Origin of the sequence: Aeromonas sp. FDAARGOS 1403 (assembly GCF_019047325.1) — a bacterium.
Lineage (GTDB): Bacteria > Pseudomonadota > Gammaproteobacteria > Enterobacterales > Aeromonadaceae > Aeromonas > Aeromonas dhakensis.
On record NZ_CP077249.1, the window covers coordinates 262605 to 276208 of the forward strand.

A 13604-nucleotide genomic window follows, 5' to 3' on the forward strand; every position below is an offset into this window, starting at 1 on the left:
GCCGCCGGGGAGCAAGGCCATGAGCAGAAAGCCCGACAGGATCACCGCGATGCAGCAGATCATCGATGCCGTGAAGGCGGAATTTCCGCTTTATCAACCGGATACCTTCAAGTGCGGGCCGGACAACACCTGTATCGGCTGCCCCAAGAAGCTGATGGAGCTGGTGGATACGGACCTCTGCTACTGGCAATATTAGATCGATCGCGGCATCCCGCCCTCCTTCGACGAGATCCAGCGCTTCGGCAAGCTGTGCAAAAACATCCGCCGGGCCCTGGTGCGCAATGGTCGCATCCCCGCCTGAGCGCCCCATCGCAGCCAGGACTAAGACCCCCGCCGGCAACATCTGAGAGGTACTGAGCATGACCCAGGAGAGGATACAGAGCCGCTACACGTTAAATGGCCCCCTTGCCAGCCGCGCCGAGCTGGAGCAGGCTATCGCCCAAGCCATCGAGGCCCACAGACAGGACTTCTTCCCCCTGCTGGAGCGACTGGTGGATGTGGGTGACAGCCGGGTCAAGCTCAGCCAGAAAGATCCACTGCGGGTACTGGAGGTAGAACTCGACGAGGCTAACACCGGCGGCAGTGCGCGCCTCAACTACGAGTCCAACTTCGCCGAGAGCTGCCGGCTTATCGACGAATATGACCAGCACCAGACCAGCGTGGCTTTTACCCTCGACGGGGATCAGCTCGTCTTCGATCTTGAGCTGCCCATTGCCTGGAACTTCGACAACTAGGGCCACTCTACGCCTTCGCCCGGCGCCCAGCCCATCACAAGAAAGGAGCCTTGCCGGCTCCTTTTTCACTGACTCACCGCATCGCGCGGCTCGTCCCGCCCTCTGCTTCACATCTCAGGTGAGGTAGTTCAGGTGAGATAGTAACGCCACGACCGGACCGGTTCGGCGAAACCGACCCGGATGCAGAAGGGCGCCAACTCGTGATTGGCCTGCTCCAGGCTGAGGGTCTGGTGGGCATCTTCCTGGCACCACTGCACGAACTCGCCGCTGTTGAAGCTGTAGTGATCCCCGTGAAAGACTCCGTGGGCCTCGATCAGCCCGATGGCTTTCTCTGTTTCCATGATTGGCCTCCCGGCATTGTGCTACACCCTTCAAGCTTAGCGAGCAGAGCGATGAGCGCGACGCTATCGACATTTGTCAGAAGCACCGTGGTAGCCTGTTTTCACCCATAGATGACCATACTGCGCTAGTCAGATTCTGGCCCTGAAGACAGCTATCCCTGATAGTTCACATCTGACATCAGCAATCTCGCCTGCTTCACGCAAAATCAACGATTCCCAGCTGTTTGGCCATAGCCAGCTCGTTGCGCTCAACGATCTCCTCCACTACCTTGCCCTCAGCATTGAACCTGAAATAGGTCAAGGCACTCCAGGTCACATCCTTACCGGTGACATCAAACCCTTTCCAGGTATTTGAGCCTTTCGCTACGTGGGTCAATGCAACGAATACCTCATCTTCCGAGCTCATTATTTTTTGAAAGGTGGTCTCAATGGACTCATACCGTTCGACCACACAGGCGGACAATGACTCTTTGAATTGCTCAAGCGTTGTAATTGGCTCTGCACAGTCAGGCCTGAATATACATAAATCATCCGAAAAATACTCACTCACTCTCGCAACATCCTTGCCATCCACGCAATATTTGAAATAGTTGATAACTGTGTCGACGTTCTTGTTCATAAATGATTCCAACCTTATTAATTGACTTTGAATTTAACTAGGAAATATGATGCATAGAATATCTGTGACTGCCAGGGCGCCATACTACAAACATGGCAAGTGATGATAAATGCAATAACAGGAAATCTCTTTTATAAAATCAGGAATAATCCATGGATAAATGGACTGAATACGAGGTCTTTGTGCAGGTTGTCGAATTGGGGAGCATCAGCAAGGCCGCCGATACACTGAGTTTGTCCAACCCTGCCGCCAGCAGGCATCTGGCTTCGCTGGAGCAGCGACTCAATGCACGGCTCGTCGAGCGAACGACCCGACGCCTGTTTGTCACCGAAATAGGCGAGCACTTCTATACCCGCTGTAAAACAGCGCTGAATGAGATGCGAGAAGCCATTGATGAAGTCAACATCAAAACAGGAATGCCAACCGGGATCTTGAAATTGACGGCCTCGCTGTCACTGATGCTGAATGTCATCTCCCCCTTGATCCCCAAATTCATGGCTAAATATCCCGGCATTCAGGTCGAGCTGATCGCCAATAATCGCTATCTGGATATTATCGAAAACAATATTGATATCAGTATTCGCTCACGAGAGGTAGAGCCGGACTCCAGTCTTGTTATTCAGCCATTGGCAGTAGCACCACGCATTCTGGCGGCCTCTCCCGAATATATTGAGCGTTATGGCGACCCGCAGACGCCGCACGATCTGACAAAACATCAGCTGTTGCTCTACAGCCACCACAATCCCAAAGAGCTGATCATGATGAATGGCTCGATAAAAGTACGGGTGCCAACCACCCCTACCATTGAGTCCAACGATGCCCAAATCCTGCTCGCCAATGCCAGAAACGGAATGGGGATCCTGGCACAGCCTGTTTATGCCATTTATGACGAGCTACGCAGCCAGCGTCTTAAACCTGTGCTCACCGACTGGCGATTACCCGATCTATCCATCGGCATGGCTTATGCGAATAGACTCTTTACCCCGTCCAAGACCAGGATATTTATCGAATTTATCAAGGAGGAGTTTCAACAGTTCGATTATGAACAGTGCTGGCGCGAGGCATTATCTTGCTGACCCTGTTGTCCTCCCCATAATGGCTTATTACCGGTTATCCGGTCTCGGTGGGCGCTATCTGGAAACCGTCCGCGCGCTATATACTCAAGGCCTTGTGAGCCCGGCTCACCACGATAAGGAGATATGACATGTATATGTTTTTGCCCTTCTTGCTGGCATTGATAACGGGGATCAGCATCTTGATGAACAAGCGAGGAGCCTCCTATCTGCTTTGGGCCCTGTTGCTGGTAGTGACCCTGCTCTCCTTTATGCACCATGTGACCGACCCGCTCACCCTCTCGTTCTAGGAGCCCGCCATGAGCCTTTCGACCTCCTCAACAGCCGCGAAGAGTGACCTGCCACAACTGCTCGATACGTTGGGGCTGGCCGGCATCTGCCTGACCCTGATCGTCGCCTTCTATTACCAGCTCTATCTGGCCGAACTGCCCTGCCCCTTGTGTTTATTGCAGCGGGTCGGCCTTGTGGTCGCCGGTTTCGGCTTTATGTTCAACCTGCAATTTGGCGCAAAAGGGGCCCACTACGGCATAGTGATTGTCGGCGCGCTGACCACCGCCATGATCGGCGCCCGGCAGGTGCTGCTGCATATTCTGCCCGGCGATCCCGGCTATGGTTCCACCTTTCTCGGGCTGCACTTTTATAGCTGGTCGCTGATCAGCGCTCTGCTGATCATATTGGCCGTCGCCCTGATATTGATGGTGCGGGACGGGCTCGCTATTGCACTGCCCAAGCTGGATCTGGCGCGCTGGGGGCGTATGGCCTCCCTGCTGTTTGTCTTGCTGATTGCGGCAAACCTGATCTCTACCGTACTGGAGTGCGGCGCAGGACAGTGCGCCGATAATCCCGTCATCTACGAGCTGCTGAGCCTGCGCTAACAACCCTCAAAGGTGGCGGACAGTCCGCCACCTTTTATGGCCGTCTTATATTACCGAAAGGGGCAGCAAGCGCGACGCATTGCACTCACTGGAAATCTTCATACCTCGCCAATCAAACCGGCGGCCTACTGCCTCGTCATGAATAAAACATGATGTTACTCGGTCACCACACATACCCGTTTCAGCAGCCGATGGAGAAATATGGGCTGCACCAGCGTCAGCGCTATCACCAGCCAGGCCAGGTTAGCCATATTGCCCAGGTGACCATCGACATCCGTCAACAGCATCGAAGAGACGACGGCGGCCGAACCGCTGAATATATGCTGGAAGACATTCTGCAATGACATGAACCCTGCTCGTTCCCCGGGCTCTGCAACCTGGCTAGTCACCGCCGCAGCGGTAATCGTCCGTGTCGACGTCACCACCATGAACAAGGTAAAAACAACAATGGTCGGCAACAAGGGGGAACCCAGGAAACCATCCCAGACAATGGCGATAATCAATCCTCCCAGCCACATGGTGACGTGCATTGGGCCAACCCGGTCCATCCAATAGCCCCCCAACTGCATCGCAAGTACGCTGACCACGCCGCCCATGACATAGTACTGACTCATGTCGCCGCGAGGCACACCGAGGTTGAACTGGAAATAGGTGGCCATGTTCGGGACAATCAGGAAGGTACTGAAAATGGCCAACCCGATTGCCATGAATGCATGCCACACCACGGCGCGTTTCAACATCCCCGTGATTGAAAAGACCTTCTGCTCTCGCCCCAGGTGAGCAGTCATATTCGGCAGCCGCATAAATACCAGCACGCTGGCGCACAAGCCCAATCCGCCAACGGCATAAAAGGGGGCGCTCCACCCTTTCAACATGGCCAGCTCCAGCCCCAGGGGGACACCGGCAATGGCAGACAACGAGAAAGCCCCCATCACTATCGCCATCGCTCGACCACGTTGTGGTACTGGCGTCGCATCCACGACGATCGCCATCGCTATCGACGTTGCCGGACCGGCAAATATGCCGGCCAGCAAACGGGTAAAGAACAGGCTTTCCATATTCCACGCCAGCGCGCATGCCCAGGTGGACAGGGTGACCCCCAGCAATGAGAGCAATGCCACCTGTTTTCTATCAAATCGATCAATATATCTGGCACATAATAAGGATGATAATGCGGCGGCCAGTGCATACCCTCCCCCCAAATATCCTATATAGGTTGGGCTGATATCTAGCGCACAAGATAAATCAGGCCCAAGTGGCATAATCATCATAAAGTCCAAAGCACTCACCAATTGGATAAAGGCGGCCAGCCAGACACACCCCATATCCATAACTGCACCGTTAGAATGAGGTTTATTACCTGATTTGTTTTTTTCTGATGTCATAGTGTTCGCGCTCAATATTTGGAGGCAGACAGCATACCCCCTACCATCCTCTATTTTTATCCTTTAGAATGGCACAGACTGTTATCATATCAGGGACAATAAATGCGCACCGGCCTGGACTTTACCTCATCAAGGATATTTATTGCCGTGGTTGAACAGGGCAGTTTTGTCGGCGCATCCAAGACCCTTGAAATACCTACCTCAAACATCAGCAGGAGTATTGCTCAGCTAGAAGAGAGACTATCACTTCAGCTTATTGAACGCAGTACTCGGCATATGAAACTCACCCAGGCGGGCCAGCTGCTCTATTCCCGAGTAAAACCCTTGCTGGAATCACTGGAGCAAACCGAGGCTGAATTGACATCACAGCAGAGCCAGCTGAAAGGGCCACTGCGCCTGTGCATTCCCAATGAAGCCGGTCCCAAGCTGCTCGGCACAGCCATTGCTGACTTTGCCTGCCAGCATCCAGAAATAAAGATCAGCTGTATTACCAACCTGTCAGGATTTGAGACATTAAGGGAAGATCTGGATATAGCCGTCATCATTCACAGAGGAAAGCTGGATGACAGCGATTATATCGCCAGCCATCTGACCACTATTCCCTGTACCGTGGTTGGTTCCCCTGCTCTTATTCAGCGATGCGGGCTTCCCAACCACACGGCCCAGCTAAAGGATCTCCCCTGCATCACCACGGTGAGCGCCCTGAAAGGCATGCCTTGGCAGTTCGCTCGTCCCGACGCTGAATTTTCCACCGTTCAGGTCAATGAACACTATCGGGTCAATAGTGGTGAACTGGCGCTAAAGGCAGCAATAGCCGGGGTCGGGTTTGCCATTCTGGCCAAGGTCTCTTGCCAAGCATTTATTGATGATGGCAGCTTGGTCGAAATTGAACTTGAGTTACCCGCCGCCCCATTGCAGTTGTTTGCTGTTTATGCAAACCGCCAATATCTACCGGCTAAGACGCGCGTATTTATTGATTTTATACGGCAAAACATCATGAGTTATCAGTAGCTAAAATCGGTAACGTCTCACCAGGCTGACTTTTCGAGACACCAAAATGGTGAACCAACCAGATTCTATCACTCAAGCATGCGTCACTAATCCAACCTGCGCCCCTCACCCTGACCCTCTCCCAAAGGGAGAGGGAACCAGCGCCTGCCAACCTGTAGCCATAGATGTCACGCATTCCAAAAATGCTGCGGTCTGGGCTCCCTTCTCCCCTTGCGGGAGAAGGGTCGGGGATGAGGGGGAGCAAGCCATCGACAACTAGTAGAGCGTTAAATCAAGCAGGAGCGCGTAGCGCGTAGGGTCGATTAGCGAAGCGTAATCGTCCGCACTGCAATCCCGGTGGCGATGGCGATGGACATAGAGAAGAGATCAGCTGGAGCATCAACAAAATAACGGCAACCTGTTTTCACGATCGTCTGATTACGCTTCGCTAATCAGACCTACAGCTCTGCAATCCCGGTGGCGATGGACATAGAGAAGAGATCAGCTGGAGCAGCAGCAGAATTGGGGTAACTGTTTTCGCGATCGTCTGATTACGCTTCGCTAATCAGACCTACGGCCTGTATATTACCAATAAAACCTAAACCAACATTATCGTCCTATATTTTTATTCTTAAAGAAACTAAGCGTCAATTAAAAAACTGGAGTTCAACATTGAATTTTTTCAAAAAATAATTCGTTAATGGAAGTAATAACAATGATGTTACTGCATAAGTAACACCAAAAAAAATGTTAATGTGAGAAATTAAAAAGAAAAACGCATAATAAAGAATCATGAATGCGCATGATGTTAATAACTTCACCCAAGGTATTGATAAATTATCTTCAATTCCATTAATGTCGTCACTGGTCTTTTCACCAGATATAGCAATGTGTACTATCGTAAAACATGAAAAAATAATTAGAGCAATCACAAATAACCCAATAGCTATTTGTAAGGTTAAACTGTCATCGATTACACTCGACTCAAGAGTTAAAGTTGTTAAGATCACAGCCAAACAAATCCCAGAAAGACTAGAGTAAACCCATTTCAACTGTTCAAGCGCATCATGTGACATATAAGCCCTATATAAATATATACAATCAATAGTTATACCTAAAGATATTCATTTAATAATCGACATAAAATCATTTTAATAAGAAGGGCGCTTTCGCGCCCTTCTATATTAATTACCCTTCCTGATTTTCCCCTGCTACCGGTTCGGCGCCGGCGACAGTTTCAATCTCGATGCGATCGACTCGCTGCAAACCGCGGGGCAGCTTGGCGCCGCGGCGACCGCGTTCGCCGCGGTAGTAGTCAAGGTCAGATGGCTTGAGGGTCAGCTTGCGCTTGCCGGCAAACAGGGTCACCGACTGGCCTTGCGGGATGACGGCGGCCATCACCACAAACTCCTCCCGTGCCTTCACGCGCGCAGAGGGGATGCTGATGAGCTTGTTGCCCTTGCCCTTGCCGAGCACCGGCAGTGTGCTCAACGGGAACAGCAACATGCGCCCCTCGTTGGAGATGGCCATGCAGAGATCGGTCTCCGGCGCGCCTATCTTCTGGGGTGCCATCACCAGGCCCCCTTCCGGCACGGTGAGCAGCGCCTTGCCGTTCTTGTTCTTGCCAATGAGGTCGTCATATTTGCAGACGAAGCCGTAACCGGCGTCGGAACAGATCAGATACGGCTCGCCCTCGTTGCCCATCACCAGATGGCGTACCTCTTCGCCAGCCCCCAGCGCAAAGCGACCGGTGAGCGGCTCGCCCTGACTGCGGGCCGACGGCAGGGTATGGGCCTCCAGCGAGTAGGTTCTCCCCAGGGTGGAGAGGAACACCGCCTGCTGGTTGCTGCGGCCATGGGCGTGGGCGAGATAGTTATCCCCCGCCTTGTAGGAGAGGCCTTCCACATCCACGTCGTGGCCCTTGGCGGCGCGCACCCAGCCCTTGTCAGAGAGGATCACGGTGACCGGCTCGCTCGGGGTGAGCTCTTTCTCGGTCAGCGCCACGGCGGTGGCGCGCTCCACCAGCGGGGTGCGGCGATCGTCGCCATACTTCTCGGCGTCCGCCAGGATCTCTTTCTTCAGCAGGGTACTGAGACGGCGCTCGGAACCCAGGATCTGTTCCAGCTTGTCGCGCTCTTCCGCCAGTTCGTTCTGTTCGGCGCGCAGCTTGAACTCTTCGAGCTTGGCCAGGTGGCGCAGTTTGAGCTCGAGGATCGCCTCGGCCTGGGTCTCGCTGATGTTGAAGCGCTCCATCATCACCCGGCCCGGCTCCTCCTCGGTGCGGATGATCTCGATCACCTCGTCGATGTTGAGGTAGGCGATCAGCAAACCTTCGAGGATGTGCAGGCGGGCCAGCACCTTGTCGAGGCGATACTGCAGGCGGCGGCGCACCGTCTCGCGGCGGAAACTCAGCCACTCGGTGAGGATGGTCTTGAGATCTTTCACCTGGGGACGGTTGTCCAGACCCAGGATATTGAGGTTGACCCGGTAGTTCTTCTCCAGATCCGTGGTGGCGAACAGGTGGGCCATCAGCCCCTCCACGTCCACCCGGTTGGAGCGCGGTACGATGACCAGGCGGGTCGGGTTCTCGTGGTCCGACTCATCGCGCAGATCGGTGACCATGGGCAGCTTTTTTGCCACCATCTGGGCGGCAATCTGCTCCATGATCTTGGCGCCGGAGGCCTGGTGGGGCAGCGCCGTGATGACGATGTCGCCATCCTCTTCGCTCCACACCGCCCGCTGCTTGATGGAGCCCTTGCCGGTCTCGTAGATTTTACGGATGTCGTCGCGGGGCGTGATGATCTCGGCATTGGTCGGGTAGTCCGGCCCCTGCACATGGGCCATCAGGGCATCCAGGCCGGCATTGGGGTTGTCCAGCAGCTCCACGCAGGCGTGGGCCACTTCCCGCGCGTTGTGGGGCGGGATATCGGTCGCCATCCCCACCGCGATACCGGTCACCCCGTTGAGTAGGATGTGCGGCAGGCGGGCGGGCAGCACCACCGGCTCTTTCATGGTGCCGTCGAAGTTCGGCGTCCACTCCACCGTGCCCTGGCCGAGCTCGGAGAGCAGCAGCTCGGAGAAGCGCGACAGCCGCGCCTCGGTATAACGCATGGCGGCAAAGGATTTGGGATCGTCCGGCGCCCCCCAGTTGCCCTGACCGTCCACCAGCGGGTAGCGGTAGGAGAAGGGCTGTGCCATCAGCACCATGGCTTCATAACAGGCGCTGTCGCCGTGGGGGTGGTACTTACCCAGCACATCACCCACGGTACGGGCGGATTTCTTGTGCTTGGAGAGGGCCGACAGACCCAGCTCGCTCATGGCGTAGATGATTCGCCGCTGCACGGGCTTGAGGCCATCGCCGATATGCGGCAGGGCCCGATCCATGATGACGTACATGGAGTAGTTCAAGTAAGCCTGTTCGGTAAAGGTGCGCATTGGCTGGCGCTCTACCCCGTCCAGACTGAGCTCGATAGCATCACTCATGTGATTATCTCTTTCGGTTCGGGAGCCGCCACAGGGCGACTCCGGCTAAATGCTTGCTGGCCCTGTCCGGGCCAGCCGACGGCTTAGATGATGGCGAGGTTGCCCTTCTCTTCCAGCCACTCGCGGCGATCACTCGCCCGCTTCTTGGCCAGCAGCATGTCCATCAGCTGCAGGGTCTCATCCCCCTCGGCCTCTGGCCCCATGGTGAGCTGCACCAGGCGGCGAGTGTTGGGATCCATGGTGGTTTCCCGCAGCTGTTTCGGGTTCATCTCACCCAGGCCCTTGAATCGGGTTACCATCACCTTGCCCTTCTTCTTCTCGGCTTCGACCCGCTGCAGCACGCCGTTCTTCTCGTCCTCGTCGAGGGCGTAGTAGACCTCCTTGCCGATGTCGATCCGGTAGAGGGGCGGCATGGCCACGTAGACGTGCCCCTTCTCCACCAAGGCTCGGAAGTGCTTCACAAAGAGCGCGCAGAGCAGGGTGGCGATGTGCAGACCGTCCGAGTCCGCATCCGCCAGGATGCACACCTTGCCGTAACGCAGGCCGGAGAGATCGTCCGAGTCCGGGTCGAGCCCGATGGCCACCGAGATGTCGTGCACTTCTTGCGAGGCGAGCACCTGACCGGCCTCCACCTCCCAGGTGTTCAGGATCTTGCCACGCAGCGGCATGATGGCCTGAAACTCGCGATCCCGCGCCTGCTTGGCACTGCCGCCCGCGGAGTCACCCTCCACCAGGAACAACTCCCCCTGCATGGGGTCGGCGCAGCCGCAGTCGGTGAGCTTGCCGGGCAATGCCGGGCCTTGCGTTATCTTCTTGCGCACTACCGTCTTGGCGGCGCGCATCCGGCGCTGGGCGCTGGAGATGCAGAGCTCGGCCAGCTGTTCGGCCAGCTCGGTGTTGCTGTTCAAGTAAAGGCTGAAGGCATCCTTCACCACGCCGGAGACGAACGCCGAGCTCTGACGGGAAGAGAGCCGCTCCTTGGTCTGGCCGGCAAACTGCGGATCCTGCATCTTGATGGAGAGGATGTAGGCGCAGCGATCCCAGATATCTTCTGGGGTCAGCTTGACCCCGCGCGGCAGCAGGTTGCGGAACTCGCAGAACTCGCGCATGGCATCGAGCAGGCCCTGGCGCAGACCGTTGACGTGGGTACCGCCCTGGGCGGTGGGGATCAGGTTCACATAGGATTCGGCGAGGCATTCACCCCCTTCCGGCAGCCAGCACAGGGCCCAGTCCACCGCCGACTGCTCGGTGCTGAAGGCGCCGACGAAGGGCTGCTCCGGCAGGCAGGTGAACTGCTTGACCGCGTCGACCAGGTAATCCTTGAGGCCGTCTTCATAGCACCACTCCAGCTTGATGCCGGTGTTCTTGTCGAGGAACTTGATGGTGAGGCCCGGGCAGAGCACCGCCTTGGCTTTGAGCAGGTGCTCCAGCTTGGAGACCGAGAAACGGGGCGAATCGAAGTACTGGGCTTCCGGCCAGAAGCGTACCCGGGTGCCGGTGTTGCGGCGCCCGCAGGTGCCGGTGATGGTCAGCTCCTGCACCTTCTCGCCCTTCTCAAAGGCGATGTCATAGACCTGGCCGTCGCGGCGCACCGTCACCTCGACCCGATCGGAGAGGGCGTTCACCACCGAAATACCCACCCCGTGCAGACCGCCGGAGAACTGGTAGTTCTTGTTGGAGAACTTGCCGCCCGCGTGCAGCTTGCAGAGGATCAGCTCCACCCCGCACACCCCTTCCTCCGGGTGGATGTCGACCGGCATGCCGCGGCCGTCGTCGATCACCTCGAGAGACTGATCTTCATACAGGGTCACCTCCAGGGTACGGGCGTGACCCGCCAGCGCCTCGTCGACGCTGTTGTCGATGACCTCCTGGCCAAGGTGATTGGGCCGGGTGGTGTCGGTATACATGCCGGGGCGGCGACGCACCGGTTCAAGGCCATTGAGGACCTCAATGGCATCCGCATTGTATTGAGTAGACATGGAGGGCCTTGCGAATTGACGTTTGGGGAGAATCTTACTCGTTGGGAGGGTATTGGACAAACCCGGCGGCGGCAAAGCTTGATCCGGACGGGGTAAGTCGCCCCGCCGGCCCGTTCAGCGCGCCTCGACCGCCACCGGCAGCGCCTGCTGCAACTGGGAAAGCGAGCTGTGCAGCCGCCACACCATGCCGGCCAGCTCCCGCGCCGTCGGCTCCCTGTGGTTGGCCAGGGCCGCGCTGATCCGCTGCAGCTCGGCCAGGGTGCGATCCAGGGAGGCGTGCTGCACCCCCTGCTCGGTGAGGATCCCCTGCAGAGAGCGGATGCAGTTGTCGCGCACCAGGTAGAGGGGCTGATCCTCGCCGCGCCACTGGCGCAGCTGCCAGACGATATGGCTGCAGTTGAGCAGCACCACGCCCCAGCGCAGCACCCAGAGGCGGGCGGTCTGATCCTGGCTCTGGCTGAGCTGGCTGATGCAGTGATAGATGAGCGATTCGAACTGGCTCTCGCTCTGGCGCGGGGCCGACGCCAGCTGATCCATGAAGTGGCGGCGCAGGGTGCGGATGAGGCGGCGGCCCTTGCGCCGATCCGAGCTCGGTCGCAGCAGCTGGAACGCCAGTCCGGCACTCATCACCCCCAGCGCCTGCCCCAGGCTGCCGTTGATGTACTGCAGGTAGTCGTAGCTCGGTGGATTGGTGATGGCGAGAAAGGAGCCGAGCAGCACGATGAGCTGGCCCCACAGCACCGCCTGCCTGGGCTGTTGCTGCTTGAACAGCTGCATGGTGATGAGCACGGGGAACAGCAGGGCGCAGAAGAGCCAGAAGTCGTCGAGGCGGATCATCAGGCCGAACTTGACCACAAAACAGATGAGGCTCAGCAGCAGGATCGCCTTGAGCATGGTGTTGGCCCCCTTGGCAGGTGCCGGGGTGGCCGAGTAGAGCACGCAGCAGATGGAGAGCAGGGTCAGCGCCGAGCTGCCCGCATCCCACTGGCTGTGGATCCAGAAGGCGCAGCCGAGCAGCACGCAGAGGAAGGTGCGCCCGCCGTTGTAGGCCGCCTCCAGCGTGTCGGTGTGGCTGGTGAGCGAGGAGTGGCGCGGCGGCGCCGGCCACTCCTGATCATCGTAGCGGGCCAGCCGATCCAGCCAGCGCTGACACTCCAGATAGCTCCAGCAGAAGTGGTGCAGCCGCCGCCAGAAGGTGTACAGCCGGTAGTCGCTGGCCGCCGTCGGCACCAGCGGGGCCAGCAGCCGGGCGATGCGGTACTTGTCGCAGCCGGGCTGGCCCAGCTCGGCCAGCAACCGCTCCAGCAGCGCCTGCAGCCCCTCAGGTTGCTCCGGCCAGTTGTGCAGCATGCGGCGCTGGCTGGAGATGAGGCTGATGAGCCGCAGCTGGCGGTGCAGCAGGAAGTTGAGCAGCTTGTTGTGTCGCCGCAACCTGTGGTGGCTCCAGACCGCCTGGATGCGCAGCACGTTCATGGTGAGGATCTGGCCGATCAACCCCTCGTGGGCGGTGCGCACCTCCGGACTCGCTTCCCCCAGCCAGAGCAGCTGGGCATGCTCCAGCAGACGGGCCTGGGTCTTTTGCAGCGACTGCAGCAGGGTCTCGCCATCGGAGGTGCTGGGCAGGATCATCATCAGCAGGCCGCCGCAGAGGATGCCGACGATCACCTCGCTCACCCGCGCCTGGGCGATGTCGAAGATGTGCTGCGGGTCGGTCACGTTGACGCAGGAGAAGGCGATGAGGGCGGCGGTGTAGCCCGCCAGCGCAAAGGCGTAGGAGACGTTGTTCTGATGGTGGTTGGAGATATAGGTGCACAGCGCCAGCCAGAGTGCGATGAGAAAGCTGAACAGCCAGGGATCGCTGATGCCAAGGCCAGTGATCACCACCGCCGCCATGGCACCGATAAGGCTGCCCACCACCCGCCCCAGACTCTTGCTGATGACCCCGCCCACGGTGGGAAAGCTCACCACCGCGGCTGAGGTCATCGCCCAGTAGGGGGAGTCCAGCTCCAGCACGAAGGCCAGCCAGAGCGACAGGCACATAGCCAGGCTGTTGCGCAGGGCGTAGCGCCACTGGCCGCCATTGGCCTTGCCCCAGGGGGTCTGGCGCCAGAGCGAGGCGACCACC

The 13604-nt window shown here is 57.6% G+C and carries 12 protein-coding genes and 1 pseudogene; 6 read left to right on the plus strand and 7 right to left on the minus strand.

Translation table 11 applies throughout. The features are described from left to right. The first annotated feature begins 49 nt into the window (after nucleotides 1-49). Nucleotides 50-301, plus strand: a pseudogene (locus I6L33_RS01310) (hypothetical protein). A 58-nt stretch (nucleotides 302-359) separates the two neighbouring features. Beyond that, on the plus strand, nucleotides 360-734 hold the full coding sequence (locus I6L33_RS01315) for a hypothetical protein (RefSeq protein WP_054543521.1): 375 nt from the start codon (nucleotides 360-362) through the stop codon (nucleotides 732-734). Between the two features lie 128 nt (nucleotides 735-862). Here the strand turns inward: I6L33_RS01315 and I6L33_RS01320 are convergent, their stop codons facing one another. Both I6L33_RS01320 and I6L33_RS01325 read right to left on the minus strand, forming a co-directional pair. Next, a complete protein-coding gene (locus tag I6L33_RS01320) occupies nucleotides 863-1075 on the minus strand; it encodes a hypothetical protein (protein ID WP_017765356.1) in 213 nt (70 codons plus the stop codon). Between the two features lie 196 nt (nucleotides 1076-1271). Then, nucleotides 1272-1694, minus strand: a complete 423-nt coding sequence (locus I6L33_RS01325; RefSeq protein WP_017778357.1) for an ester cyclase — start codon at nucleotides 1692-1694, stop codon at nucleotides 1272-1274. A gap of 152 nt (nucleotides 1695-1846) precedes the next feature. Between I6L33_RS01325 and I6L33_RS01330 the strand changes: the two genes are divergently transcribed. The 3 genes from I6L33_RS01330 (at nucleotide 1847) to I6L33_RS01340 (ending at nucleotide 3642) form a co-directional block, all read left to right on the plus strand. Beyond that, nucleotides 1847-2770: a LysR family transcriptional regulator gene (locus I6L33_RS01330; protein ID WP_216973430.1), complete on the plus strand. Its 924-nt coding sequence runs from the start codon at nucleotides 1847-1849 to the stop codon at nucleotides 2768-2770. Nucleotides 2771-2898: 128 nt separating this feature from the next. Beyond that, nucleotides 2899-3057 carry a DUF5993 family protein gene (locus I6L33_RS01335; protein WP_010636050.1) on the plus strand — a complete coding sequence of 53 codons (159 nt, stop codon included), beginning with the start codon at nucleotides 2899-2901 and terminating at the stop codon, nucleotides 3055-3057. Between the two features lie 9 nt (nucleotides 3058-3066). Beyond that, nucleotides 3067-3642, plus strand: coding sequence for a disulfide bond formation protein B (locus I6L33_RS01340; RefSeq protein ID WP_216973431.1), 576 nt, complete (start codon nucleotides 3067-3069; stop codon nucleotides 3640-3642). A 155-nt stretch (nucleotides 3643-3797) separates the two neighbouring features. Here I6L33_RS01340 and I6L33_RS01345 read toward each other — a convergent pair whose 3' ends face one another. Beyond that, entirely contained in the window at nucleotides 3798-5042 is a 1245-nt protein-coding gene (locus I6L33_RS01345) for an MFS transporter (protein ID WP_216973432.1), read from the minus strand. A gap of 87 nt (nucleotides 5043-5129) precedes the next feature. Here I6L33_RS01345 and I6L33_RS01350 point away from each other — a divergent pair, with 87 nt between their 5' ends. Further along, nucleotides 5130-6038, plus strand: a complete 909-nt coding sequence (locus I6L33_RS01350) for a LysR family transcriptional regulator (protein ID WP_216973433.1) — start codon at nucleotides 5130-5132, stop codon at nucleotides 6036-6038. Nucleotides 6039-6664: 626 nt separating this feature from the next. Here the strand turns inward: I6L33_RS01350 and I6L33_RS01355 are convergent. The 4 genes from I6L33_RS01355 to I6L33_RS01370 all read right to left on the minus strand — a co-directional run bounded on the left by I6L33_RS01355 (nucleotide 6665) and on the right by I6L33_RS01370 (nucleotide 13603). Next, nucleotides 6665-7093 carry a hypothetical protein gene (locus tag I6L33_RS01355; protein WP_157850303.1) on the minus strand — a complete coding sequence of 143 codons (429 nt, stop codon included), beginning with the start codon at nucleotides 7091-7093 and terminating at the stop codon, nucleotides 6665-6667. A gap of 112 nt (nucleotides 7094-7205) precedes the next feature. Then, nucleotides 7206-9500 (minus strand): DNA topoisomerase IV subunit A, encoded by a 2295-nt coding sequence (gene parC / locus I6L33_RS01360; RefSeq protein ID WP_201899968.1) that lies wholly within the window; start codon nucleotides 9498-9500, stop codon nucleotides 7206-7208. An 83-nt stretch (nucleotides 9501-9583) separates the two neighbouring features. After that, on the minus strand, nucleotides 9584-11479 hold the full coding sequence (gene parE, locus I6L33_RS01365) for a DNA topoisomerase IV subunit B (protein WP_216973434.1): 1896 nt from the start codon (nucleotides 11477-11479) through the stop codon (nucleotides 9584-9586). Between the two features lie 114 nt (nucleotides 11480-11593). Next, the gene (locus tag I6L33_RS01370; RefSeq protein ID WP_216973435.1) at nucleotides 11594-13603 is read right to left on the minus strand and encodes an FUSC family protein; all 2010 of its coding nucleotides are present in this window, start codon (nucleotides 13601-13603) and stop codon (nucleotides 11594-11596) included. Nucleotide 13604: the final 1 nt, after the last annotated feature.